The sequence below is a fragment of the Serratia sp. Ser99 genome (assembly GCF_024519545.1).
GTDB lineage: Bacteria > Pseudomonadota > Gammaproteobacteria > Enterobacterales > Enterobacteriaceae > Serratia > Serratia liquefaciens.
Window position 1 is genome coordinate 66,921 of the sequence record NZ_JALJRT010000005.1, and the last position, 26,419, is coordinate 93,339.

Genomic DNA, 26,419 nt, shown 5'->3' on the forward strand with positions numbered 1-26,419 from the left:
AGCGCGGAAGAACCGGAGCGTACACAGAGTACGTGAGGATTCTGAGCACTGCCCAGGGCCAAACTGACAAATAAAATAGCCTAATGGAATAAGCTCTAAGGTAAGCCGTCTTTGTGAGTCACTAGCCAATCAGTAGCGCTCTGCGACGAGGCGTAGAGATCGATCGGCACCTGCACCACCTTTTGGCCGACCGGCCGCTGGTTGATGGCGTTCATCGCCTGAGTAAAGACCAACGCCCCCATTTTCTTGCCCGAGATATCCACCACCGCCTGCAGTACCTGACGGTTCACCAGTTCCTGCGCGATTTCGGTGGTCATGTCCGAGCCGAATACCACCGTTTGGCCGACCTTGTTCTGGTTGCGCACGGCTTTAACCGCCCCGAGCGTAGCGCCGCCGGATTCGCCGAAAATGGCATCGACTTTCCCGGAGGAAATCAGCAGTTTCTCGCCGACCGATATCGCCTTGTCCAGCACGGTGCCTTCCTGATTAGCGACGATTTTCATGCCCGGTACTTTCGCTTTTAACGCCTCTTCAAATCCTTTACGCCGTTGCACGCAAACTTCGAAGGCTTCGCAATTAATAACGGCGATTGCAGGCTCGGTTATTTTCTTTTCAATGAAGTAATCGGCGGCGGTATTACCCAGTTTTTTGCCAAACTCGTAGGGATCGCCGACCAAATAGGCATAAACATATTTATCTACGCCTTTCTCATTAATGCAGGTGTTGTAACAAATCACCGGAATGCTCGCTTCGTTGGCACGCTTGATAGCCCGCACGCTGCCATTCACCGAAACGGCGGAAAGCACGATGGCATTCACGTCGCGCGCAATCATGGTATCGATAAACGAACTTTCTTTAGAAACATCCCCCTGCGCATTGGTTTCTATGATTTCAATTTTCCCTTTGTCCTTGGCGGCGCCGTCTTGCACACCCCAGCGGACCCCGGCGTAATATCCCTGGGTATCGAGATAAATAGCGCCGATGGCGGTTTTGTCATTTTTAGCCTGTGCGCCTGCACTGAAAATAATCAGGCCCCCGGTAATGGCTAACAGCACGTGTTTTATTTTTTTTAGCAACATCGTTATTCTCCAGTTAATGTTCATTAACCTCTTGCTGCCTATTTTTATTATCCCGCCTGAAGGCTTTACCGCTGTTCGCCCTCAGGCGGAGCACAGACTCATTACACTAAATGATCAAACTGATTACTTACCGCCACAGGATCACGCATTAAACTAAACAGGGTTAAGTAAACTTTTTCTCCCTGGCGCGATCCGTGCCTGCTGCACTGAGCTGTTCTTCCAGTGCTTCCAGAGTAATGCCTTTGGTTTCCGGCACTCTGGCGTAAATGAACCCCGCACCGGCCAGGCAAATGACGCCATACAACAGGAAACTGCCCGCTGCGCCCAATGCGGCATTCAGCAGCGGGAAGCTATAGGTCAGGACAAAACAGGCCACCCACAGCGCAAAGGTGCCAGCGGCCATGGCTGCTCCGCGAATGCGATTGGGGAAGATTTCAGACAGCAGTACCCAGGTAACGGGGGCAAGCGTGACGACATAGATAGCGATGGCCACCAACACCAGTAACAACACCGGCAGCCCCAGCAAACCATAGGTGTAAGCCGCCGCCATCAGCAGGTAGATCACCGTTAATCCACAGGCGCCTATCAGCATCAGCCGGCGTCGGCCAATGCGATCCACCAGCGGTAAAGCCAGCAAGGTGAAGATCAGGTTGATCAGCCCGGTGGCGACGATCGACTTCAACGTATCGTTAATATCGAACCCTGCCGACGCGAAGATCTCCTGCGCATAGTTAAAGATCACGTTGATACCGCACCACTGCTGAAATATCGCCAGCACAATGCCTATCACCAACACCGGCCGTACATCGCTGCGCAGCAGCGCACTGAGCGGCACCTTGCCGCTGTCCTTGTCCAGCGTTTGACGGATCTCCTTTAGCGTTTGCTGCGCATAGCTTTCATTGCCGATGCGTCGCAAGACCTTCTGCGCCTGCTCGTGGCGGCCGACCTTCGCCAGCCAGCGCGGCGACTCCGGCACAGCCAGCATCAGCAGCAGGAAGGCCAGCGCCGGTACCAGTTCGGCGCCAAACATATAACGCCAGCCAACCTGTCCGTTCCAGCTGGCCAACAACTCCGCCTGACCGGCATTGGCCGCCACCGGATCGGCGATCAGCAGGTTGATCAACTGCGCTGCCAATACCCCGATCACAATGGTCAATTGGTTCACCGCAACGAAGCGACCCCGCTGTGCCGCCGGGCTGATTTCGGCGATATACACCGGCGACAGCGCCGAAGCCAGGCCAATGCCGACCCCGCCGACAATGCGGTAAATGATAAAGGCGTCAAAACTGGTGGCCACGGCGGTGCCCCAGGCCGAGATCACGAAGGTCAAGGCGGCAATCGCCAACGGTAGCTTGCGGCCAAAACGATCCGACAGCAGGCCCGAGATCACCGCGCCGAAAATACAGCCCACCAGCGCCGAACTCATCGCCCAGCCTGACTGGGCGGGATCGGTGATGCCAAAATAGGCCTCGTAGAAAGGCTTGGCCCCGCCTATGACCACCCAGTCGTAGCCGAATAACAGGCCACCACAAGCGGCGACCAGGCAGATAGTCCAGACATAGGGCATGTTCAGTTTATTCGTCACATTGGTCCCCTTTTGGGCATCAGTTGGCTAAAGTCTCGGCCAGCACGGTGAATAAACGCGCTTTGTCATGCGCAGGATTTATCGCCAGCAGCTCGCTTAACGTTTGCTGCGCTGCGGCTAACTGCCCTAACCCCAGTTGCGCCAAAGCCGTCACCAGCAGGCAGTGCTGTTGATGCGCCTGTTGCAGGTCATTGTCCAACGCCATCAAATCCGGCAGCGAAACGGCAAAGAAATCGGCGCCAGGCAACATCTCAGACTGCTGGCTTGCCCACTGCTGCATTTGGGTGAACTGCTGTTCGGCCTGTGCCGACTGCCCCAGTTGCTTGAGCGCCATGCCGCGATAGAACAAATAATCCACCGGTTGATCGTTGTAGTAGCGGCTTTCAGCCAGTTCGCCGTGTCCCGCGCAGGCCTGTTGCCAGCAGGTGGCCGCTGCCTCGAGCTGGCCTTGCCGGGCAGCACAGATACCCAGCCAATAGTAGATATCGTTGTCGCTTTGCCCGGCCAGACGCCCTTCCCCCAGATTTTGCGGATAGTGCAACGCCGACTGCAGCAAATGTTGCGCCTGCTGCGGCGCTCCCTGTTGCAGCGCCTGGAATGCCAACCGTTGCAGATTGATCAGATACTGGCCGGTGACTTTGCCTTCACCACCTTCCCACGGGTGAAACTCACGCTGCTGCAGGATCCGTTGCGCGTCACTCAACCGATCGCACTGGTTGTAAAGGCTCAGCAATTCGGCGGTAAGGTCGTCACGCCGGGCCACTACCGGCAAATGTTGCTCCAACATCGCCAGCCGCTGAGCAGGTGCAGTACCGAGGCGTTTGTTCAGTTGATCCAGTTCAAACAGCAGCCGAGCGTCATCAGGTTGCAGAGCAAAGGCCTGCTGCAGATGCGCCAGCGCCACGTCATGCTGCTGGAGTTTATTGAAGGCGTAGATCCCCAGATTGCGCCAGGCGTCGGCAAACGTCGGCTCCCGCTCCACGCATTGCTGCCACAGCGCTACCGCCTGCGAGTAGTTGCGCTTGCTGTAATGGAAACAAGCCAACAGATACTGTGCAAAAACGCACTCCTGCAGTTGGCTTAGCATCTGCACTTCATTCAGGGTATTGGGGAAGCGCACCTGGTGGCCGAAGCCGTCGCGCGCCTGCGCCAACAGCTGCCGATATTCCCGGTCACTTACCGCGCCTTTGCGCAGGCTGGCCAACATATAGCGCGGCAAGGTTTCCTGGCTGTCCAACAGCGTCAGTAACTCAATCGCCTGCTCTTTGGCTCCCCATTCACAGAGTTGGCCGGCAATGTTTAGCGCATTGATCCCACGGCAACCGGTCACCGACCGCAGCCGTTGTAAATCGGCCTCGGCGTGAGTTTGCGCATAGCGCAGGTAATACAGGCTGTAATGCAGCGGACGGGTGACAAGCTGGTCATCGATATAGTCCAGGCTCTGTGCCCCTTTCCCCAGGCGTTGCAACAGCAGCGCTTTCAGGGCGATCAGCGGATAATGGCTGGCGTTAACGCTCAGGCTGCTTTCACAAAACGCCAGCGCCTGCTGATACTCCCCGCGCCGCGTCGCGACCCGCGCCAGACCATAGAAACCGCCCGGTTTACCGTTACCGCTCCAGATGGCGCGGTAGAAATCCTCGTAGGCCGCGTCGTCGTTACCCAATTGTTCCTGAGCGCAGGCACGAATCAGGCTGGCTAACCCGCACTGTGGGTTGCGGTTAAGGTTATGGGCTCGTGTCAGCGCGTCATCCGCGTAGGCAATCGCACGTTGGAAATTGGCACGGTTATATTCGAGCGTGGCCAGAGCCAAATTGCAGCGATAATCAAGAGGATCCAGCGTCAGGCCCCGCTGGTAGTAATCGAACGCCGAACGGCTGGCATGGTGGTACTGCTCCAGATGCTGGCCGATAAACCAGGCTTCATCGGCGCTGACGATCTGTTCTGCCGCCAGTGGCGCTTTGGCGGGCTGCGGCAACTCGGTGCTTTCGCTCGCCTGATGCTGGCGATAGCTGAGTACGCTGCGGCCCTGGGCGTCCTGCAATTCAATCGTCAGGCGACCGGAGAAATCGCCGGTCATGGTCTCCAGCAGCGCCGCACCGGGGGTGAGATCAACGCGGCGGTCGAGCAGCAGCTGCTGGTCGCTATCGCTGCGGATCACCAACCGGTGCTGCGCCAGCGGCGCGACCGCATACAACCCCCACACCAGTTGTCGCCCGTCGCTTTCCAGTTTTAGCGCGGCACGGGTGTTGGCATTCTGCACCATGCCCAACGTGTTGTAGGGCAGGAAATTCTGCACAAAGCATTTTTCTTCGTAGGCGTCGAGCCAGGTGAAATCCGGTTGGTTATCGGTGTAAACCCCGGTCATCAGCTCAATGTAAGGGCCGTTATTGTCGGTCAGATTGCGATCCCAGGCCTGGCCAAATTCGCCGTGGCCCCAGCTCCACTGTTTCTTGCCGGGTGACACATGGCGATCGGCGATGTGCAACAATCCGCCCTGCTCATCGTGGCTGTAGGCGCCTACAAAGTCATAGTCCGACTTATGCGCCATGTAAGACGTCGGTACCGGGATATTCTTGTAGCGCGAAATATCCACACCGGCCGAATAATCCACCTTGTAGTAGGTGCCAGTGGCAATAGGGAACGAAGAGACATCGCGCTTGCCATGGTCAAAAACGGCGGTCACATCCGGCGGGAATACGCTCTGGTGATCGTCTCCACCTTTCACCGCCGGGTTGGCCCACCAGAGGAAATGGCGCGGCGTCGGGTTAGGGTTAAAAATCTTGGCGCTGATTTCAATCAGCGCGCGGTCAGGATACAGCGTGAAACCGGCCATCACCTGCAGCCCGCGCATCGGCTCTACCTCCCCCAGCCAGACGGTCTTCGCCCCGTTATCGTGCTGCTGAATCTGGCAGTCCACCGGCATATAGGTGGTCGGACGGTGGTGTTGCGGCCAGTTGAACTCGATCCCCCCTGAGATCCACGGCCCCAATAACCCCACCAGCGCCGGTTTCACTACCTCGTTGTGATAGACAAAATCGCGCTGCTGCACTTTGTCGTAAGCCCGATGAATACGCCCGCCCAGTTCCGGCAATAGCATCACGCGCAGGTAGTCGTTTTCCAGATATACCGCCTGATAGCGACGCAGGGATTTTTCACCGCTCAGGGTGTCAATAACGCCATAGGGATAAACCGCACCGGACGATCCCTGGTAGACGCGATTTTCCAGGAACATCGGGTGCGAGTCCTGCTCGCCCGTGCCGTAAGTGGGTAATTCAACCTGCTCTTGCCAAACCTTGACTGTCCCGTGCATGTTTTCCTCGCTAAAAATACTGAAGGTTGCTTTTCAGGCAGTCTAAATGACAGAATCGGCTACTTTACGCGCTACCATCACGCAATACAGTAAACGGGGTTTAATGAATGGCATTGCAAGGGTTGAATAACCAACGGGTGCGCAATTTTAATAAACGGGTGCTGTGCGCGTTGCTGTATCGGGAAAAGGTGGCCAGTAAATCGACGCTGGCGCGGCTTTCACAGCTGTCTATTCCTGCCGTCGGCAAAATTCTCGATGAGCTGCAGGAAGAACGCCGGGTTGAGCACGACCAGCAGAATTTGCACCGCCGCGGTCTGGGCGGCGGCAGTTACCGCATCGCTGCCTCTGAGCAACGGATCCTGTGTCTGAACGTGTCGCCCTATCTGATTGAAAGCATCGTGGTGGATGGCCTGATCACGCCGTGCAGCGCCTTCACGCCGCAACCGATCGTTGCCACCACGCCACAGGCGATGCTGCAGGAAATGGTGCAGATCTATCACCTGCACAGCCGACAACAGGGGATGCCGCTGAAAATAGCGCTGTCGATCCACGGCCAGGTAAACCCGCTCACCGGGGTGTCGCAGCGCATGCCACAGGCCCCCTGGGAAGGCCCGGTGGAGATAAAATACCTGCTGGAAGAGCGCCTGAAGACCGAGGTCCTGCTGGATAACGACTGCGTGATGCTGGGGCTGGCAGAAAAGTGGCAAAATAACGCTAACGCGCAGGACTTCTGCGTGATTAACGTCGATTACGGCATCGGCTCGTCGTTCGTGATCAACCAGCAGATTTACCGGGGCAGCCTGTTCGGCAGCGGCCAGATTGGCCACACCATCGTCGATCCCGATGGTGGCCTGTGCTCCTGCGGCCGTTACGGCTGTCTGGAAACCATCGCATCACTGTCGGCACTGAAGAAAAAAGCGCGTATTCAGCTAAAAGTCACCCCCAGAGCGCAACACGAAGGCGAAAGGCTTAAAACCCCCACCACCGCCGAGCTGATCGCCCGTTATCATCAAGGGGACCCCGCGTTGCAGGTGTTGGTGCAACGCGCCGCCCAAGCGATTGGCCTGAGCCTGTATAACTTCCTTAACATATTAAATATTAACCGTATTTATCTTTATGGCCGCAGCTGTGGCTTTGGTCAGGCCTGGCTGGAGACCATCATCAGCCAGACCGGGTTCAACCCCTTCGATCGTCACGATCAGATCCAGACTCAGGCCACGCATATCGGCTTTGGCCAACTCACGCGCGCACAGCAGGTGATGGGGATTGGCTATCTGTATGTCGAACAGGCACTGACAGAGATGCTATGATGCCGACTTTTATCCCAGCAAAAACAATACGGAGCACCATGAAACCCACCCTACGACACTGGTCGCGCGCAGGCGTGATATGCCTGATGCTGATCCTGGCTGGTTGTTCCAGCAAAAAACCGCGTACCAGTTATGATGCTCATGCCTTTGACGACGCGATTGAGGATGCTGCGGATAAATACGATGTCGATCAAAAACTGATCGCTGCGATGATCAAGGTCGAGTCCGGTTTTAACCCGGCGGCAATCAGCCGCTCCAATGCTATCGGGTTGATGCAGTTGAAAGCCGACACCGCCGGCTGTGACGCCTATCGCTACAAAGGGAAACGTGGCTGTCCGGACGACGACGATCTGCTGGATCCGGATACCAATATCGACCTCGGCGCAGCCTATCTGGCCGTGTTGCAAAAACAGCAGCTTAAAGGCATCGACGATCCTGTCACGCTGCGTTATGCCACCATCATCGCCTACGTCAACGGCACCGGTGCGCTGCTGCGGACCTTCTCCAGCAACCGCCAGCAAGCCATTTCGATGATTAACAATCTGTCACCGGAAGCCTTTAACTGGCACGTGCGCAAGTATCATCCCGCCCCGCAGGCGCCGCGCCACTTGATGAAGGTAGAAGCGGCCTACGAGCAGCTCTGATTTTCAAAAGCAAAAAAGGAGAACCCGAGGGTTCTCCTTTTCGTTTAAGCCAGTGCCGAGCCGTTATGGCTTGCCGTTACGAATCGGCTTGCGCGGCGGCTTATTGGACGGCGTACGCTGACGGGTGATGTCGGTGTGCTTGGTCAGCGCCGGGCGGGTATGACGCTGCAAGCGCTTGGCTTCGCGCTGTTCGTCAATGCTCGGAGCCGGCACCAGACACTCGCGACGGCTGCCGATCAGGTGCTTCATGCCCATTTCTTCCAGAGCGGTACGGATCATCGCCCAGTTGGCCGGATCGTGGTAACGCAACAGCGCCTTGTGCAGGCGACGCTGACGATCGCCTTTCGGTATCACCACATCTTCACTCTTATAACCCACTCTGCTCAACGGGTTCTTGCCGCTGTAATACATGGTGGTGGAGTTCGCCATCGGTGACGGATAGAAGTTCTGCACCTGATCGAGACGGAAACGGTTTTTCTTCAGCCACAGCGCCAGATTCACCATATCCTCATCGCGGGTGCCCGGATGCGAGGAGATGAAATACGGGATCAGATACTGCTCTTTGCCCGCCAGCTTGGAGTAATGGTCAAACAGCTGTTTAAACCGGTCGTAGCTGCCCATGCCTGGCTTCATCATTTTCGACAGCGGGCCTTCTTCGGTGTGTTCCGGCGCAATCTTCAGGTAGCCGCCAACGTGGTGGGTAGCCAGCTCTTTGATATAGCGCGGATCTTCCACCGCCAGATCGTAACGCACACCAGAGGCGATCAGGATCTTCTTGATGCCTTCCAGCGAGCGCGCACGGCGATACAGCTTGATGGTCGGTTCGTGGTTAGTGTCCATGTAGGTGCAGATTTCCGGGTACACGCACGAGGCGCGGCGGCAGGTCTGCTCAGCGCGCGGATTGGTACAGCGCAGCATGTACATGTTGGCGGTCGGGCCGCCCAAATCGGAGATCACACCGGTAAAGCCCGGTACTTTGTCACGAATTTCTTCGATCTCGCGAATAATGGAGTCTTCCGAACGGCTCTGGATGATGCGCCCTTCGTGCTCGGTGATCGAACAGAATGAACAGCCGCCATAGCAACCGCGCATGATGTTGACCGAGAAGCGGATCATGTCATAGGCAGGAATGGTTTCCTTGCCGTAGGAAGGGTGCGGAATACGCTGGTACGGCAGGGCAAACACGCTGTCCATTTCCGGCGTGGTCAGCGGGATCGCCGGTGGGTTGATCCACACGTAACGGTCGCCGTGCGACTGCATCAGCGCACGGGCACAGCCAGGGTTGGTTTCATGGTGCAGAATGCGCGAAGTGTGCGCATACAGAACCTTGTCGGCCTTCACCTTTTCAAATGACGGCAGCAACACGTAGGTTTTTTCCCACGGCTTGGGCTTGGCGGCGCGCACGGTAACCGGTTTGGCCTCCGGCTCCGGTTTACCACCGTCGGCGCACGGCAGATCGTCGCCGTAAGGGTTCGGGATAGGCTCAATGCGGCCCGGCTTGTCCAGACGGGTAGAATCCACCCCGGTCCAGCCCGGCAACGCGCCCTTGCGCATCACCGCGGTGTTACGGATGTCGTGGATCTCACTGATTTTCTCGCCCGCAGCCAGGCGGTGCGCCACTTCCACCAGCGGACGCTCGCCGTTGCCGTAAATCAGCATGTCAGCTTTGGAGTCCACCAACACCGAACGGCGTACGGTATCAGACCAGTAATCGTAGTGAGCGATACGACGCAGGCTGGCTTCGATGCCGCCCAGCACGATCGGCACGTCTTTATAGGCTTCTTTGCAACGTTGACTGTAAACCAGCGTCGCGCGATCCGGACGTTTGCCGCCCACGTTGCCGGCGGTATAGGCATCATCGTGACGCAGTTTTCGATCGGCGGTATAACGGTTGATCATCGAGTCCATGTTGCCGGCGGTGATGCCGAAGAACAGGTTCGGTTTGCCCAACCGCATGAAATCTTCTTTATTGCTCCAGTCCGGCTGCGCAATGATGCCGACGCGGAAGCCCTGCGCTTCCAACATGCGGCCGATGATCGCCATACCAAAACTCGGGTGGTCGACATAGGCGTCACCACTGATAATGATCACATCGCAGCTATCCCAGCCCAGTTGATCCATCTCTTCGCGCGACATCGGTAAAAATGGCGCGGTGCCATAACATTCGGCCCAATAAGGCTTATAGGAAAACAATTCACGATCGGGTTGGATCAGGCTGGTAGTGCTCATTCTGGTGCTCTTTCACAGGTTAATTAATCGCCGGGCGGCGATTATACGCACTAGTGACAAAAAGAGCATGGTTATTTCACGCCTTCACCACAGCATCTCGGGCTTCCCTCTCGACTCCACGCGCCTGCGCGGTCATCATAGCGCATTCTGTTCGGCCCACCGGCCGACAGCGGAGGAGATCAATGAGTGAGTTTTTAGCAGTAAAACCGATTCTGGCCCTGGGTACCGCGATCGTTGAGGTGACGCTGACGCAGGAGCAAAAAATAGGTGGCTGCGCGTTTAATGTTGCGCGGGCGCTGAAGCGCCTGCAGGTCCCGGTGCTCAACGGTATGCCGGTCGGCAATGGGGTATGGGGCGCGGCGATTGAAGCCGAGATGGAAAGTTTAGGCCTGCAGGTACTGCTGCGCCATGGCCAAATGGACAACGGCCGCCGTCTGACACAGATGCAACCCAACGGCGAGTCGCTGTCGGTGATCGAGCCCGGCTGCGAAACCCAGTGGAATAAAGCCCAGTTGGGCACGCTGCCCCTGAGCGAAGACACGCTGATTTACATCAGCGGCGAGCAGTTGGCCGGAGAAAGCGGCGAGGCGGTACGTGAATGGTTAACACGCTTGCCGTTTGACCAGTGGCGGCTGATTGATCCCGGCCCGGGCATCGCTCAATTGGATGAAGATTTCTTTGCCATGCTCAGCGACAGCCACACCCTGCTGACGCTGAACCGAAATGAAGTGGTCACGCTCTGCGGCGCAGGCGATGCGCTCACTCTGGCCCAGCAGTTTGCTGCCGCACACAATATCACGCTGATCTGTCGGTTGGATTGCGATGGCGTCTGGATTTGCCGTGGCGACACCCCGCCGCTCCAGATAGCGGCCTATCCGGTGAACGTCGTCGACACTCTAGGGGCGGGCGACGCCCACTGCGCCGGCCTGCTGGCCGGGCTCTCCGCCGGTTGGCCATTGCCGCAAGCGGTCGATCTGGCTAACCGCGTGGCCGCCTGCGTGGTAGCAACCCAAGGTGCAAGCGACGGGCCAGACTGGCAACAGCTACAACAGCGTTTCCCCGACGTTTGATGCCAAATGGGCGCGGTTTGCGCGCCCCTCTTCTTTTTCTAATGCGCTCGCTCTACCGGCCCGACATATTCTTCCGGCCGGTGCTGATAGTTGAAGGTCAGCGCAAAAATGATCCCCAGCACCAACGTATACAGCGCGAAGATCAACCAGATGCTCTGCCAATCTTTGACGCCGTCGTGGGTGAAGAAATCCACCACTTCGCCGCTGGCTATCGCCCCCAGATACGCGCCGATACCGTTGACCATGGTCATGAATAACCCCTGCGCACTGGCGCGGATGCGGCTATCGGCCTCTTTCTCAACGAAGATGGCCCCGGAGATATTAAAGAAATCAAAGGCACAGCCGTAAACGATCATCGACAGCAGCAACAGCACAAAGCCGAAACCAACCGGGGTCCCATAGGCCAGGAACAGGAAGCGCAGCGTCCAGGCCGCCATGCTGATCAGCATCACCTGTTTGATGCCGTATCGACGCAGGAAGAACGGAATGGTGAGGATAAAGAACACCTCGGAGATTTGTGACAACGACAACAGCACCGCCGGGTATCTGACGCTTATGCTGTCCTGATACAGCGGGTTGCTAGCGAAATCATGCAGGAAGGGATTGCCGAAGGTGTTGGTGATCTGCAGTGCCGCGCCCAACAGCATGGCAAACAGGAAAAACAGCGCCATACGCCGCTGGCGAAACAGCACCAACGCGTCCAGCCCCAGCACGCTGAACCAGCTTTTCGATTTTTCGACTTTGCTGGTCGGGCAATTCGGCAGCGTCAGAGAATAGCAGGCCAGCAACAGTGACACGGCAGAAGCCAGATACAGCTGCATATTGCTCAGCTCAATTCGGCTAAAGCCGATTAGCCACATCGCCACAATAAAGCCCAGGGTGCCGTATACCCGCACCGGGGGGAAATCTATCACCGTGTCGTAACCGTGCTTTTCCAGGCAGAAATAGGCAATGGCGTTGGAAAGCGAAATGGTCGGCATATACACCATGGCGTTGAACAGCATGACCCAGAACATCACCATCGGCTGCTCAACCTGGGCGGCGCAATACAGCGCAAGAGCACCGAACAGATGACAGAGCGCGTACAGGTAATTGGCCCTGATCCAGCGGTCGGCAAGAATGCCCGCCAGCCCCGGCATAATCAGCGCCGCGACGCCTTTGGCGCTGTACACCATGCCCACCTGCAATCCGCTGAAATGCAGGGTATTAATCATGTAAGACCCCAGCGTAACCAGCCAGGCACCCCAAATAAAAAACTGCAGAAAAACCATTATCTTCAGTCGCGTTTTTATTGCCATCACCATCACCTTATTATTTTGATTAAAACGATGATTCACGCGGCCAGGCCCCTGCACCTCGCCGCGGGGGAATTTGCAGCGTTACAGCGTTTTGAAGAACTCACGGATCAGGCGCATAAAGTCTTCTGCCGCCAGGGCCGCGCAGCTCAGCGTTTGCTCGTGGGACAGTGGCGTATCGGACAGCCCTTCGGCGTAGTTGGTCATCGCCGAAACCACCAGCACTTTCAGCCCGCAATGGCGCGCAGAGAGCACTTCCGGCACGATGGACATGCCGACCACGTCGCACCCCAGCGTTTGCATCATGCGAATTTCAGCCGGGGTTTCGAAGTTGGGCCCGGTGTAAGCGGCAAACACCCCTTCCGCCAGCGGAATACCCACGCGCTGGGCCACCTGCGTCAGTTGAGCACGCAAATCGCGATCGTAGGCATTGGCCAGGCTGAAAAAGCGCGGACCAAAACGCTCATCGTTATCGCCAACCAACGGCGACTCGGGCATAAAGTTGATGTGATCGGTGAGGGCCACCAGGCTGCCCGGCGGCACCGACTGGCGCAACGAACCGGCGGCGTTGGTCGCCAGCAGGAATTCGCAGCCCAACAGTTTGAAGGTACGTACGGCAGTGGTCATCACCTGCATACCGCGCCCTTCATAGTAATGACCGCGCCCTTTCATGCACACGACAGGAACACCTTCCAGCCAGCCGGCAACCAACTGGCCGGCATGCCCCACCACGCTGCTGACCGGGAAACCCGGCAGTTCGGCGTAGTCGATGGTCAGGGTGTCGGTCATCACCTCCGCCAACGCCCCCAAGCCGGAGCCCAGAATCAAAGCCGCTCGCGGTTGGAAGCCCGGCAGGCGGGCGCGGATAGTTTCAGCACAGGAAAAAGCATCTTCTTGATTAAACATAGTATTCTCTTCTGTGGAAGGGTGAAATAATCCCCATAGTAGAGAGCGATGCGCACCGGCGACCAATACATTATTGGCGGCTGATTTATTCCATTCACCTATAAATTGCTCGCATCAGGAGGCCATCATCAACCTAAAGCAGCCACAGCAACTGCCGGATCCCAGCCGGATTAACTTCCGCCTGCTGCACTATTTTCGCGTGGTGGCGGAAGAGATGAACTTCACCCAAGCCGCACTACGGCTGAACATCTCCCAACCCCCGCTCAGCAAACACATTAAAGAGCTGGAGAGCCAACTGGGCGTAGAGCTGTTCAAACGCACCACCCGCTCGATGGCGCTGACGCTGGCGGGCCGAACCTTGTTTCACAACGTCGAGATGCTATTGGATCAGGCGGGTAATGCACTCAATCAGGTGCAGCAATTGGGGCGTGGCGAAGCGGGCCATATGGTGATTGGCATGGTCGGCACATCGGTGTGGGGTGGGCTGATACCGGCGCTGAAGCGCTTTACCGAAAAAACGGCCAACGTCACCTGGGCGTTGAACGAACTGACACCCGGCCAGCAAATAACGGCGCTGCAAAAACGTCATATTGATATCGGCGTGTGGCGAGAAGCCAGGGAACAGATATTACCGGGGCTGGCATGCCAACTGCTGGCACGGGAGAACATTGCGCTGGTGCTACCGCTCGATCACCCGCTGGCACAGGCGGAAAGCCTGCCGCTGGCGGCGCTGCGGCATGAAAAATTCATCGTGCTGCCGCCTCATGAGGCCAGTCTGGGGCTATATCTGCACAACCTGTGTTTGCAGCAGGGGTTCAAACCGGATATCGCCTATCAGGTCAACGAACCGCAAACCCTGATGGCGCTGGTGGCCGAAGGCTATGGCATCACGCTGTTGCCGGACAGCTACGGCCGCATTCCGTGGCCCGGCGTGCGTTTTTGCCCGCTGCAGCAGGCACCGTCAGCGGATTTGTACGCCATTTACCATGCCGACAGTGCGACGCCGGTGGTGCAGGCCTTTCTGACGATGTTGGGTACGGAAGCTTAGCGCCGTACCCAGCGAATTTACAGCGCCTGCTGCACCATAAACTGACCGGCGCTGCCGCGATCTGCCATTTCCAGCGTCTGGCTGTAGTAGAGAAACGGGAAATGTTCTGAGGTGGACTGATTGAAGTAAACCAACAGCTCAACGTCTCCGTCGATCCACACCGTGTCTTTCCAACCGCGATCTTCTGCCATTGGCTGCGCACCGTTAACGCGCTTGACCAGGAACTGTACGCCCTGAATGTGGAACGCCTGCGGGGTATCCGCATGGATATTCCAGCGCTCCCAGCTCCCCTGCTGAGTTTGCACATCGATGCGGTTCATGTCCCAGATCGCTCCGTTGATCCCGGCCTGGCTGTCGCCCAAACGGAACTCGCGGGTGCGGCTGACGCTGCCGTCCAACAGTTGATCGGCCAATAAGCGCATCGGCAGGTTATCGGTCACCAACGGCAACAGCCCGGTCGGTTTCAGCGTCAGCACCTGGGTAGAGACCAGGATGCTCGAAGGTTCAAACAAGCCGCGCAGGCGATCCATAATGCCTGCCGCTTCGCCGGCGGTGATCGTCACCTCATCGCCTTTTGACATGTCGATCAGCACTTCACGGCGTTCGCCCGGTGCCAGCGAAAGTTGCTGTACCGCGACCGGCGCAGGCAAAAAGCCCTGATCGCTGGCGATCACGTTGAGTGGTCGGCCGTCACTCAGTTGCAGCATGTAGCGACGCGAGTTGGAAGCATTAAGCAGGCGCAGGCGCACCCAACCGCGGGAGACTTCGATATAAGGATTTTGTACGCCGTTAACCAACAGCGTATCGCCGACAAAGCCCCCCTGCGACGGCGGATCGTATTCCGGCGTGCCGAAGTTATCGAGGCGCTTGTCCTGAATGATTAGCGGGAAGTCATCTACACCATAGTGATTCGGCAAAGGCAGCGATTTGCTGACCTCGTCTTCGACCAGCCACAGCCCGGTCAATCCATTGTAAACATGCGGCGCCATGCGGTTCGGGGTGCTGGCGTGATACCAGCAGGTGGCCGCATTCTGGCGGATCGGCAGCACCGGCGACCAGTCAACGTTGGGAGACATCATGCGCGGCGCGCCACCCATCAACGTACCCGGCACTTGCAGGCCGCTGATGGTCATCGCCACCGGCTCCGGCAGGCGGTTGCTGTAAATCAGCTTTACGTCATCACCGTTGTAAACCCGCACCGTCGGCCCGAGGTACATGCCGTTGATGCCCCACACCGACGCCTTGCGGTTATCCATAAATGCCCAGTGGGCACGCTGTAAGGTTAAAAACAGCGGTTGCCCACGGCGGGACTCCAGCAACGGGGGAACAGGTAACGGGGTCTGCGTTCCGCTCGCCTCAGCCCTCAGCGGCACGGCTCCCGCGCACAGCGCCAAGCCCGATGCCTGAATAAACTGACGTCGACTGAGTGACATATTTTCTCCATGAAAAGCAATGACTAAACCGTGTGCAAAGACCGGGCCCCTGTTAATCAGATTAGCAGGAGCCCCGGCGTTAACGGCATTTGGCGCCGTTTAAAAGTTCATTCTTTGAAGCCGGTAGGAATATTATTTTCCGGCGGCATTGCGCTGGGCGACTTCCGCATCCAGCTCGGCGATTTTCGCCAGCATCAGCTCATGGCAATGGGCCGCCAGCTCACGCACATTTTCTCTACCGTAGCCGCTGATATCGACCGGCTCCAACATTTCGACGATCGCATGACCATTATTCCAACGGTTAAGATTAATTTTACCGCTGGTGGTGGAAACGCAGATGGGCACAATCGGCACCCCGGCGGCGATTGCCGCATGGAATGCGCCAGTTTTAAACGGCATCAGCCCGCGCCCGCGGCTGCGGGTGCCTTCAGGAAACATCCAGATCGAAATGTCGCGTTTTTTAAACTGTTCGGCGACCTGTGCAATGGTGCCGTGCGCTTTGGCGCGGTTATCACGGTCAATCAGCAGGTTACCGGTCAGCCAATACAGTGGACCAAAGAACGGCACCCACAGCAGGCTCTTTTTACCCACGGTCACGGTACGCGGCTGCACCGCTTTGGCGGCGGTCACCATATCGTAGTTATTCTGGTGGTTGGCGATATAAATGCAGTTGCCATTTTTGGCCGCATCGGCCGGTACGCGGACTTCCACCTTCAAACCGAATAACCCGGAAAGGCGGCCAAACAGGTGACCGAAGGTCGCCACATGGCGAGGATCGCGCGGGCTGAACAAACAGTAAATAGAACCGAAGATGCACACCAAAATACAATACAGAGTGGCAAGAATGGCACGCAAAATTAATAACATAACAACCTCATTAGCACACTGCCGACACAGCCTGAAACGCTGCGCAGGTCCCTTTTTCACTTCATACTTGAAGCTGCATCTGTGTTGGCTCCGTCCGCGCCCCCCAGTCACTTAGTTTACTAAGCTCCCAGGGATTTACGGCCTTGCCGCCTTGATGCAACTCCAATTATTTTGGGTAAACTCATTCTTTGATTGCAGGGGCTGAAAACCTGCCCTGCATTTTTTTGCTATTTTCCCGCCAGCCGGCGATACGCACAATAATTTTATGCAGAGAAATGTTAACTATTTGAAAATAATTGCCGGTTGCGTGAAAAAAAGCGGGCGCAATATGCTGCGCCCGCTTGTTATTCTCTCAGGGTTACTCTTCGCTGTCGCCCGTCGGCGCTCGTGCAGGCGCGTCGATCTCTACGCGATCGATACGCTGCAGGCCACGTGGCAGTGAGGTGCCTTTACGGCCCCGCTCCGCACGGAACTTCTGCAAATCTTCCGGACGCAGCGTCAGCTTGCGTTTACCCACATGCAGCGTCACGGAGGTCTGCGGCGGCAACACGAACAGCCATGTCAGCTTGTCTTCACCGGAGGCGGCCTGCGCCGACGGGATAGAGACAATCTTGTTACCTTTGCCCTTCGACAACTGAGGCAGATCGGCAACCGGGAACAGCAGCATGCGACCGGCTGCGGTGATCGACAGCAGCATATCGTCGTCGCCGTGGATCTCCATCGGCGCCAGCGCTTTAGCGTTGTCCGGCAGAGTAATCATCGCCTTGCCGGCACGGTTGCGTGCCACCAAATCGTTGAAGGTACAAACGAAGCCGTAGCCGGCGTCGGAAGCCATCAGCAGTTTTTGGTCGTCCGCCGCCATCAGCACCTGCTCAATGGTGGCGCCCGGCGGTGGCGTCAGCTTACCGGTCAGCGGCTCGCCCTGCCCGCGTGCCGAAGGCAGCGTCAGCGGATCAAGCGCGTAGCTGCGTCCGGTGGAGTCGATAAACACCACCGGCTGGTTGGTTTTGCCGCGCGCCGCGCTGCGGAAGCTGTCGCCCGCCTTGTAGCTCAGGCCGCTTGGGTCGATATCGTGGCCCTTGGCGCTGCGCACCCAGCCCATTTCAGACAGCACAATGGTCACTGGCTCTGAAGGCACGAAGTCGTGCTCACTCATCGCCTTGGCTTCAGAACGCTCGGTAATCGGCGAGCGGCGATCGTCGCCGTAGGCCAATGCATCGGCCTGGATCTCTTTCTTGATCAGAGTGTTCAGCTTGCGCTCGGAGGCCAGCAGCGCCTGCAGTTGATCGCGCTCTTTGGCCAGTTCGTCCTGCTCACCGCGGATCTTGAACTCTTCCAGCTTCGCCAAATGGCGAAGTTTCAGTTCGAGGATGGCCTCGGCCTGAGTGTCTGAAATACCAAAACGCGCCATCAGCACCGGCTTGGGTTCGTCCTCTGTACGGATGATGTTGATCACTTCATCGATATTGAGGAACGCCACCAGCAAACCTTCGAGGATGTGCAGGCGTTTCAGCACTTTTTCCAGACGGTAGTTCAGGCGACGGCGTACCGTATCACGACGGAACGCCAGCCACTCGGTCAGGATTTCTACCAGCCCCTTAACCTGCGGGCGGTTGTCCAGACCGATCATGTTCATGTTGATGCGGTAGCTGCGTTCCAGATCGGTGGTCGCAAACAGGTGGTTCATCACCTGTTCCAAATCGATACGGTTGGAACGTGGCACGATCACCAGCCGCGTTGGGTTCTCGTGATCGGATTCATCACGCAGATCTTCAACCATCGGCAGCTTTTTGGCGCGCATCTGGCTGGCAATCTGCTCCAGCACCTTGGCGCCGGAAACCTGGTGCGGCAAGGCGGTAATCACCGCGCTGCCGTCTTCTTTCTTCCAAACGGCGCGCATACGCACTGAACCGCGGCCATTTTGATAGATTTTGCGAATTTCGTCGCGCGGCGTGATGATCTCGGCTTCGGTCGGGAAGTCCGGCCCCTGCACGAACTCGAGCAGGTCTTCAAGCGAAGCGCCCGGCCGCTCGAGCAGCTCCACCGCAGCGGCAGCCACTTCACGCACGTTGTGCGGAGGGATATCGGTCGCCATGCCCACGGCAATGCCGGTGGTGCCGTTCAGCAGAATGTTGGGCAGACGTGCCGGCAACATCTTCGGTTCTTGCATAGTGCCGTCAAAGTTCGGCACCCAGTCAACGGTGCCCTGACCCAGCTCGGCCAGCAACACTTCCGCATATTTGGACAGGCGCGATTCGGTATAACGCATTGCGGCGAAGGATTTCGGATCGTCCGGCGCACCCCAGTTCCCCTGGCCGTCTACCAGCGGATAGCGATAAGAGAATGGCTGCGCCATCAATACCATAGCTTCATAACAGGCGCTGTCGCCGTGCGGATGGTATTTACCCAGCACATCACCGACGGTACGGGCGGATTTTTTGAATTTGGCGCTGTTGCTCAGCCCCAGTTCCGACATGGCGTAGATGATGCGGCGTTGTACCGGCTTCAAACCGTCACCGATGTACGGCAACGCCCGATCCATGATGACGTACATGGAATAGTTCAGATAGGCGTTTTCAGTGAATGTGTGCAGCGGTAAACGCTCTACACCGTCATGAGTCAGATCACTCATTACTCAATTATCCTCAGACCGTGGCTTGGCAATCCCTGGACGACAAAGGGTTGATTCTGCCTGCGATAGTAACCCATCAGCAGGGTAGCTGTCACAGATGGCGCAGCAATCATCCGGCGAAGCCGGTGTATCAGGCAGTTTTGTGCAAAATAGCGCTATGCGGTGGCACATTTATTGACTCACAGTCAACACTGTTGTGCGCTGGATCGCATTTTTACTTGTATTGCTAACGATTACACTGCTTCTCAGCGAAATGTTTCCCGCCCCCGGCGCGGAGAACATCACACATTCTAATTCTGACAGGAGCCGTGAATAATGAGCAATATCCTGATTATCAATGCTAAAAAGCAGTTTGGCCATTCCAACGGCGAACTCAATCAAACCCTGAGCGACGTGGCGGAAAGCTTCCTGCGCGATGTACCGCACCAGGTGCAGGTCACCGTCGTCGACGACGGTTACGACATCGAAGCCGAGGTGCAAAAATACCTGTGGGCTGACGTGGTGATTTATCAAATGCCGGGCTGGTGGATGGGCGAGCCGTGGATCCTGAAAAAATACATCGATGAAGTGTTCACCGCCGGGCACGGCAGCCTGTACGCCAGTGACGGTCGTACCCGCTCAGACGCCGGCAAGAAGTACGGCTCCGGCGGCCTGATCCAGGGCAAGAAATACATGCTGAGCCTGACCTGGAACGCCCCGCTGGAAGCCTTTACCGACCCGGATCAGTTCTTCCATGGCGTCGGCGTCGACGGCGTGTATCTGCATTTCCATAAGGCCAATCAGTTCCTGGGAATGGAAGCGCTGCCGACCTTTATCTGTAATGATGTGATTAAACAACCGGATATCGATAGCGACATCGCACGTTATCGCGCGCATCTGACCGAAATTTTTGCTTAACTGATAGGTTATTCCCGAGATAATTCAAGTTGCTTCAAGGCGGCAACCAAACGCATCCGCGGGAGCGTACAAGTGGTACGTGACCGGGGTAAGTACGGACAGCCAACAAAGAGGCGGCTTGAAGTATGATGGGAATACACGTCAACCAATGAGGTAATGATGATCACCGTAATTGCAGAAATCAAAACCAAGCCGGGCCACCGTGAAACGGTTCTGAAGGCGATTGAGAAGCTGGTCCCGCTGGTACTGGCAGAGGATGGCTGTAGCGAATACACGCCAATGATCGACAGCCATACCCAGGCGCCATGGCAGAAGCTGTCGCCGGACTCGGTGTTTATGCTGGAGAAATGGGCCAGTCAGGCGCATCTGGAAAAGCATCTGGATATCGCTCACATGCACCGTCATCGTGACACCATCAAAGACAGCGTGCTGGGCGTGACCATTCACGTGCTGGGCAACGCCCTGTAAGACCGGTTGGGAACAGCCAGCCGTTTTCTACAGCGTCTGCGCATCAATATGCGCACTGACGTAGTCCAGAAAACAGGTAATACGCGCCGCCAACTGGGTATTGCGGTAATACACCGCATTAATCGGTTGGCGCACATCCAGCGTTTCCTGTTCCAGCAAGGGTATCAGTCGCCCCGCACGCTGATCGTCTCGCGTCATAAAATCCGCCAATTGCACTATCCCTTCCCCCCGTAACGCCAACTGACGCAGGGTTTCACCGCTGGAAGCCGAAATTGTCGGGGTGATGGCAAAATGCTGCGCCTGCTGATAGCGCAACGGCCACAGGTTGAGCGATTCCGGCTGGGTGAACCCGAGCAGGCAGTGCTCGCGCAGCGCTTCCACGCTGCCCGGTGTACCATTGCGCGCGAGGTATTCCGGGCTGGCGAGAATACGCAAGCGGCTGGAGCCCAACAGACGTGCATGAATGGTCGAGTCCCGCAGCGCGCCAATGCGAATGGCAATGTCGGTGCGCTTTTCCAGCAGATCGATGATCAGGTTATCGGTATTCAGTTCCAGCTCAATCTGCGGATAGCTTTGCCGGAAGCCGGCCACCAGCGGCACGATCACGTGTTCCATAAACGGAGCGGCAGCGTTGACCCGCAGTTTCCCGGCAGGGATCAACCTGCGCAACGCCATTTGCTCTTCGGCATTTTCCACCGAATGGATAATCTCACGCGCGTGGCTGAGAAAATTCTGGCCTTCTTCGGTCAGCTCCAGTCGACGCGTGGTGCGGCGCATCAGGGTCGTATCGAGTTTTTTTTCCAACCGGCTGAGTGCGCGGCTGATGCCGGAGGTAGTCTGGCCGAGCTGTTCGGCTGCGGCAGTGATGGAGCCGCTGTCAACGACGGTGGTAAAGGCAAGTAACTCTTCGAGGGTGATTTTCATGCATGCCGCCCAGAGTGGTCGGGTGCCGCACGCAGCGCCCCTGCGGAAAGAAGGCCCGGCGGAGAAGCCGGGCCTGACAGTCAGACAGAAAGCTCGGCCATATCGCCTTTGTCCTGCAGCCAGTTACGGCGGTCTTCTGAACGCTTCTTGGCCAGCAGCATGTCCATCATCGCCAGCGTCTGATCCACATCGTCGTCACTCACCGTCAATTGCACCAGACGGCGGGTATTCGGATCGAGCGTGGTTTCACGCAGCTGCAATGGGTTCATCTCGCCCAGCCCTTTAAAGCGCTGAACGTTAGGCTTGCCCTTTTTGCGCTTCAACTGCTCCAGCACGCCGGCTTTCTCTTCTTCGTCCAGCGCGTAGTACACCTCTTTGCCCAGATCGATACGGTACAGAGGCGGCATCGCCACATACACGTGGCCGCCCTTCACCAGCGAACGGAAGTGACGCACGAACAGCGCGCACAGCAGCGTGGCGATGTGCAAACCGTCGGAGTCCGCATCCGCCAGGATACAGATTTTACCGTAACGCAGTTGGCTAAGATCTTCGCTGTCCGGGTCAATGCCGATCGCCACGGAAATGTCGTGCACTTCCTGCGAGGCCAGCACTTCGTCCGAAGACACTTCCCAGGTGTTGAGGATTTTGCCTTTCAGCGGCATGATCGCCTGATATTCGCGATCGCGCGCCTGCTTGGCTGAACCGCCCGCCGAGTCCCCTTCTACCAGGAACAGTTCGGTCATGTTCAGATCCTGCGACGTACAGTCGGCCAGTTTGCCCGGCAATGCCGGCCCGCTGGTCAGCTTCTTGCGCACCACTTTTTTGGCGGCACGCAAGCGACGCTGGGCGCTGGAAATCGCCAACTCGGCCAGCTGTTCCGCCGCCTGAACGTTCTGGTTCAGCCACAGGCTGAAGGCGTCTTTCACCACGCCGGAAACGAAGGCCGCGCACTGGCGCGACGACAAACGTTCTTTGGTCTGGCCGGCGAACTGCGGATCCTGCATCTTGACCGACAGCACATAGGCGCAGCGGTCCCAGATATCTTCGGCGGACAGCTTAACGCCGCGCGGCAGAATATTGCGGAATTCGCAGAACTCACGCATCGCGTCCAGCAGGCCCTGACGCAGGCCGTTGACGTGGGTACCGCCCTGCATGGTCGGGATCAGGTTGACGTAGCTTTCGGTCAGCAGCTCACCGCCTTCCGGCAGCCACAGCAACGCCCAGTCCACCGCTTCGGTATCACCGGAGAAGTTACCGACAAAGGCCGCTTCCGGCAGGGTGATCAAGCCGTTGACAGCTTCCATCAGGTAATCGGTCAGGCCGTCCTGATAGCACCAACGTTGCTCGGTATTGTTCAGCTTGTCGATGAAGTAAATTTCAACGCCGGGGCACAGCACCGCTTTGGCCTTCAGCAGGTGGCTGAGGCGCGATACCGAGAAACGCGGGCTGTCGAAGAACTGCTCGTCAGGCCAGAAGTGGATACTGGTGCCGGTATTGCGCTTGCCGCAGCTGCCGGTCACCGCCAATTCCTGCACCTTGTCGCCGTTTTCGAAGGCAATGCTGTAGACGTTACCGTCACGCTTGACGTTGACTTCCACCCGTTTCGACAGGGCGTTAACCACCGAGATCCCCACGCCGTGCAGACCGCCGGAGAACTGGTAGTTTTTATTGGAGAATTTACCGCCGGCGTGCAGACGACACATGATCAACTCAACCGCAGGTACGCCTTCTTCAGGGTGGATATCCACCGGCATGCCGCGGCCGTCGTCGATCACTTCCAGTGACTGATCGGCGTGCAAAATCACGTCGATGCGCTTGGCGTGACCGGCCAAAGCTTCATCGACACTGTTATCTATCACCTCTTGGCCGAGGTGATTGGGGCGCGTCGTGTCGGTATACATGCCGGGACGACGGCGCACTGGTTCTAGACCGCTGAGTACTTCAATGGCATCAGCGTTATAGCTGGATTGAGTCATCGTTGATTATTTTTTCGTGGTTAAAGGAAGGTGCCGGAACCGTCTGCTCAGACAGCGTTGAGCCCTAAAAAATCCACAATCTGGGGGAAGTAGTGCTCGAAACCGACGAAAGCGTGGTTTCCACCCGATTCCACCGTCTGACGGCACGCAGTGTAATAGGCCACCGCTTGCCCATAATCGAGAATTTCATCGCCCGTTTGTTGCAGCAACCAGATTAAATCCGGTGACTCCAAGGGATCGATCTGCATCGTTTTCAGATCGTAAACGTGTCGTGACTCTAACACATATTGCTGGCCGGTGTAGGGGTTCTCGTTTTCGCCAAGGTAGTCAATCAGCAGCTCAAACGGCTTCACGGCAGGGTTAACCACTACCGCTGGCAGTGAAAAACACTGCGAAAGCCAGGTCGCGTAGTAGCCACCCAGCGAGGAACCAACCAGGCCCATCGTCTGCCCGGCACGCTCCATCACCAGATTCTCGATCATTTCGGCGGCTTCAGCCGGAAAAACCGGCAGCTGTGGCACCAACATTTCGATATGCGGATGATGCTCGGCCAGCCACGCCTTGAAGGACGTCGCTTTGGCCGAGTACGGCGAACTGTTAAAACCGTGCAGATAGAGCAGCGTAGAAGGCATCAGTACCCATCCGAATCCATGTCGGGGCGGAAGTCGTCGTTTTCCAATCGGAAAACCTGCGTCTCGATACGGCCGTCCGGCAGCAAGTCAAGATAGCGCCAGCCGGGCGAAACATCGTCGATGGTAAAATTGGTGCAGTGCGGTTTGAATTGCACGCAGGTAGAGGGCGACGCCAGCAGACGACGCCCCTGCCACTCCAGATCCAGCTCCTGATGAATATGCCCGCACAGCAGCGTGTTCACTTTCGGGTAGCGCAGCAGCACCGCACCCAGCATGTGTGGGTTGCGCAGGCTGTGCTGATCGAGCCAGGTGCAGCCGGAAGGCAGCGGATGATGGTGCAGCAGCATCAGGGTATAGCGCTCGGGATAGGCCTGCAGGCAGCGCTCCATCCACTCAAGCTGGTACTCGCTCAGTTCGCCGTGCGGCACGCCGAAAACCTGACTGTCCAGCAGCAACACCTGCCAGTGGTCGCCCACCAGCACCTGCTTTGACGGGGCGATACCGGCGTCGGCCAATGCGTCGACCATCGCCGGCTGAAAGTCATGGTTACCCGGCAACCAGACGCAAGGCGCCGGCAGACGGGCAATACCTTCGGCAAAATGCCGGTAGGCAGCCAATGAATGATCCTGGGCCAAATCACCGGTGGCGACGACCAAATCAAAATCACGCTGCTGCGCCAAAATGGCGTCCAACACCGCGTGATAGCTGCGATAGGTATTGATGCCGAGCAAAGTCTCATTTTCGCCGGCAAAAAGGTGGGTATCTGTTATTTGCAGAATCCTGACCCTGGCCCCACTTGCCACGGTCGGTTTAAACAGGCTTTCCAAATGGTGTCCTTTGTTATCTCAGTCTGTCTAACAAACCGGAACCGCCATCGCTCCATGCGCCAAACAGTAGCGCAACCAATCAGCAAGAAACTGGTTAATTTGATGCTTTTCGTCGCGTTGATGCAACTTTTTGTTGGGATAATCATAACGCGCTTTAAAGCGATAGATCTGCTGACTTGAACACACTTCCGCAACCATCGCGTCATGATACAGGCGCACCGTCATGGCAGGCAGGCTCCAGTAGCTGACCGCCGGGGCGGTCTGCTCAATCTGCACCAGCGAGGTATAGCGTGTGGATTCAACAATAGTCAGACGATAACTGGCGCCACTCACCTGATAAGTCACCGTTTCGCCCACTTCATCGTTGCGCGGCAACAAGCGGCGCAATTGCGCGAAGTTGGTTTCGCACAATCTCATCATTTCGGGGAAATCAGGGGTATAGCGCTGTTTCATTAGTTGGCCCACTCTTTTCTCAACGATTCATGGTGCAACGCCAGCCACTGCAATGCAATCACTGATGCCGCGTTATCAATCGCGCCCTCTTCAACCCAGCGGTAAGCCTGTTCGCGGCTGACCACATGGACACGGATATCTTCATGCTCTTCTTCCAGTCCATGGATACCTTCCGCCGTGGTGGCGTCCACCTCGCCGACCATGATCGACAAGCGCTCGCTGGTGCCGCCTGGGCTCGCCAGATAACTCAGCACCGGCTTGCAGCGCCCGACCGTCACGCCGGCTTCTTCCTGCGCTTCGCGGCGGCATACGTCTTCAACGCTTTCGCCGGTTTCGATCATACCCGCCACCATTTCCAGTAGCCAGGGCGAGGTACTGGTATCGACCGCAGCGATGCGCAGTTGTTCAATCAGCACCACTTCGTCACGCACCGGGTCATAAGGCAGCAGTACCGCCGCGTGCCCACGCTCGAAAATTTCGCGCTTAATCTCCGGGCTCATATCGCCGTTGAATAAACGGTGACGAAAGCGATATAAATTGAGTGAAAAAAAACCACGATAAAGTGTCTCACGTGCAATAATTTCTACATCATTTTTATCGAGAGTAACGGGCGATGGCTGCGAGTGGCTCATAAGCGAATTCTCCTGCGTGAGTATGCCGATAAAATAAACAGTTTTGATGACAGAAACGGCGGGATAATCTTCCGCGGCTTTATGATAGATTGTGAGCCATGATATCAGGTGTGACGTACGCAGCCAGTTGAACTAAGGTAAACAGGCGGCCTGAAAGGTAAAAGTTACGCAAGATGGCACATTCCGCCACCTTATGCGTACA

Annotated in this window: 21 protein-coding genes; 6 read left to right on the top strand and 15 right to left on the bottom strand. The window is 57.0% G+C overall.

Annotated features, from left to right (window positions below; genetic code table 11):
• Window positions 1-95 precede the first annotated feature (95 nt).
• The 3 genes from NR114_RS12025 to NR114_RS12035 all read right to left on the bottom strand — a co-directional run bounded on the left by NR114_RS12025 (window position 96) and on the right by NR114_RS12035 (window position 5,974).
• Window positions 96-1,079: a substrate-binding domain-containing protein gene (locus tag NR114_RS12025; protein ID WP_174574796.1), complete on the bottom strand. Its 984-nt coding sequence runs from the start codon at window positions 1,077-1,079 to the stop codon at window positions 96-98.
• Window positions 1,080-1,242: 163 nt separating this feature from the next.
• The gene (locus tag NR114_RS12030; protein WP_256814107.1) at window positions 1,243-2,664 is read right to left on the bottom strand and encodes a sugar porter family MFS transporter; all 1,422 of its coding nucleotides are present in this window, start codon (window positions 2,662-2,664) and stop codon (window positions 1,243-1,245) included.
• A 19-nt stretch (window positions 2,665-2,683) separates the two neighbouring features.
• On the bottom strand, window positions 2,684-5,974 hold the full coding sequence (locus NR114_RS12035; RefSeq protein WP_256814108.1) for a DUF5107 domain-containing protein: 3,291 nt from the start codon (window positions 5,972-5,974) through the stop codon (window positions 2,684-2,686).
• 107 nt (window positions 5,975-6,081) lie between these two features.
• On the opposite strand from NR114_RS12035, the gene NR114_RS12040 reads away from it, so the two are divergent.
• Both NR114_RS12040 and NR114_RS12045 read left to right on the top strand, forming a co-directional pair.
• Window positions 6,082-7,284, top strand: coding sequence for an ROK family protein (locus NR114_RS12040; RefSeq protein ID WP_020828672.1), 1,203 nt, complete (start codon window positions 6,082-6,084; stop codon window positions 7,282-7,284).
• A gap of 38 nt (window positions 7,285-7,322) precedes the next feature.
• A complete protein-coding gene (locus NR114_RS12045) occupies window positions 7,323-7,928 on the top strand; it encodes a transglycosylase SLT domain-containing protein (protein WP_041414972.1) in 606 nt (201 codons plus the stop codon).
• 63 nt (window positions 7,929-7,991) lie between these two features.
• On the opposite strand, the gene NR114_RS12050 is transcribed toward NR114_RS12045, so the two are convergent.
• Complete coding sequence (locus NR114_RS12050; RefSeq protein ID WP_020828674.1) at window positions 7,992-10,157, bottom strand: YgiQ family radical SAM protein; 2,166 nt, start codon at window positions 10,155-10,157, stop codon at window positions 7,992-7,994.
• A gap of 182 nt (window positions 10,158-10,339) precedes the next feature.
• Here NR114_RS12050 and NR114_RS12055 point away from each other — a divergent pair, with 182 nt between their 5' ends.
• The gene (locus tag NR114_RS12055; protein WP_234529746.1) at window positions 10,340-11,227 is read left to right on the top strand and encodes a PfkB family carbohydrate kinase; all 888 of its coding nucleotides are present in this window, start codon (window positions 10,340-10,342) and stop codon (window positions 11,225-11,227) included.
• Between the two features lie 38 nt (window positions 11,228-11,265).
• On the opposite strand, the gene NR114_RS12060 is transcribed toward NR114_RS12055, so the two are convergent.
• Together NR114_RS12060 and xapA are read right to left on the bottom strand one after the other, a co-directional pair.
• Window positions 11,266-12,525, bottom strand: coding sequence for a nucleoside permease (locus NR114_RS12060; RefSeq protein WP_256814109.1), 1,260 nt, complete (start codon window positions 12,523-12,525; stop codon window positions 11,266-11,268).
• An 81-nt stretch (window positions 12,526-12,606) separates the two neighbouring features.
• Window positions 12,607-13,428, bottom strand: coding sequence for a xanthosine phosphorylase (gene xapA, locus NR114_RS12065; protein ID WP_046372607.1), 822 nt, complete (start codon window positions 13,426-13,428; stop codon window positions 12,607-12,609).
• Window positions 13,429-13,579: 151 nt separating this feature from the next.
• On the opposite strand from xapA, the gene NR114_RS12070 reads away from it, so the two are divergent.
• The gene (locus NR114_RS12070) at window positions 13,580-14,476 is read left to right on the top strand and encodes a LysR family transcriptional regulator (RefSeq protein ID WP_174574841.1); all 897 of its coding nucleotides are present in this window, start codon (window positions 13,580-13,582) and stop codon (window positions 14,474-14,476) included.
• A gap of 17 nt (window positions 14,477-14,493) precedes the next feature.
• On the opposite strand, the gene ftsP is transcribed toward NR114_RS12070, so the two are convergent.
• From ftsP to parC, 3 genes are all read right to left on the bottom strand, one after another.
• Window positions 14,494-15,909, bottom strand: a complete 1,416-nt coding sequence (ftsP, locus tag NR114_RS12075; RefSeq protein WP_234529750.1) for a cell division protein FtsP — start codon at window positions 15,907-15,909, stop codon at window positions 14,494-14,496.
• A gap of 132 nt (window positions 15,910-16,041) precedes the next feature.
• Window positions 16,042-16,776, bottom strand: a complete 735-nt coding sequence (locus NR114_RS12080; protein WP_020828680.1) for a 1-acylglycerol-3-phosphate O-acyltransferase — start codon at window positions 16,774-16,776, stop codon at window positions 16,042-16,044.
• Window positions 16,777-17,134: 358 nt separating this feature from the next.
• Window positions 17,135-19,408 (bottom strand): DNA topoisomerase IV subunit A, encoded by a 2,274-nt coding sequence (parC, locus tag NR114_RS12085; RefSeq protein ID WP_020828681.1) that lies wholly within the window; start codon window positions 19,406-19,408, stop codon window positions 17,135-17,137.
• A 315-nt stretch (window positions 19,409-19,723) separates the two neighbouring features.
• Here parC and NR114_RS12090 point away from each other — a divergent pair, with 315 nt between their 5' ends.
• Together NR114_RS12090 and NR114_RS12095 are read left to right on the top strand one after the other, a co-directional pair.
• Entirely contained in the window at window positions 19,724-20,305 is a 582-nt protein-coding gene (locus NR114_RS12090) for an NAD(P)H-dependent oxidoreductase (protein WP_020828682.1), read from the top strand.
• Between the two features lie 159 nt (window positions 20,306-20,464).
• A complete protein-coding gene (locus NR114_RS12095; RefSeq protein ID WP_020828683.1) occupies window positions 20,465-20,773 on the top strand; it encodes a putative quinol monooxygenase in 309 nt (102 codons plus the stop codon).
• A gap of 27 nt (window positions 20,774-20,800) precedes the next feature.
• Here NR114_RS12095 and NR114_RS12100 read toward each other — a convergent pair whose 3' ends face one another.
• From NR114_RS12100 to nudF, 6 genes are all read right to left on the bottom strand, one after another.
• The gene (locus NR114_RS12100) at window positions 20,801-21,697 is read right to left on the bottom strand and encodes a LysR substrate-binding domain-containing protein (protein ID WP_128864549.1); all 897 of its coding nucleotides are present in this window, start codon (window positions 21,695-21,697) and stop codon (window positions 20,801-20,803) included.
• 80 nt (window positions 21,698-21,777) lie between these two features.
• A complete protein-coding gene (gene parE / locus NR114_RS12105; RefSeq protein ID WP_020828685.1) occupies window positions 21,778-23,673 on the bottom strand; it encodes a DNA topoisomerase IV subunit B in 1,896 nt (631 codons plus the stop codon).
• A gap of 47 nt (window positions 23,674-23,720) precedes the next feature.
• Window positions 23,721-24,305, bottom strand: coding sequence for an esterase YqiA (gene yqiA / locus NR114_RS12110; protein ID WP_020828686.1), 585 nt, complete (start codon window positions 24,303-24,305; stop codon window positions 23,721-23,723).
• A complete protein-coding gene (cpdA, locus tag NR114_RS12115; protein ID WP_116691721.1) occupies window positions 24,305-25,132 on the bottom strand; it encodes a 3',5'-cyclic-AMP phosphodiesterase in 828 nt (275 codons plus the stop codon). The genes yqiA and cpdA overlap by 1 nt, the downstream gene beginning before the upstream one ends.
• A gap of 27 nt (window positions 25,133-25,159) precedes the next feature.
• Window positions 25,160-25,585 (bottom strand): DUF1249 family protein, encoded by a 426-nt coding sequence (locus NR114_RS12120; RefSeq protein ID WP_044553527.1) that lies wholly within the window; start codon window positions 25,583-25,585, stop codon window positions 25,160-25,162.
• On the bottom strand, window positions 25,585-26,217 hold the full coding sequence (gene nudF / locus NR114_RS12125) for an ADP-ribose diphosphatase (RefSeq protein ID WP_046372604.1): 633 nt from the start codon (window positions 26,215-26,217) through the stop codon (window positions 25,585-25,587). Before nudF ends, NR114_RS12120 begins: the two co-directional genes overlap by 1 nt.
• Window positions 26,218-26,419: the final 202 nt, after the last annotated feature.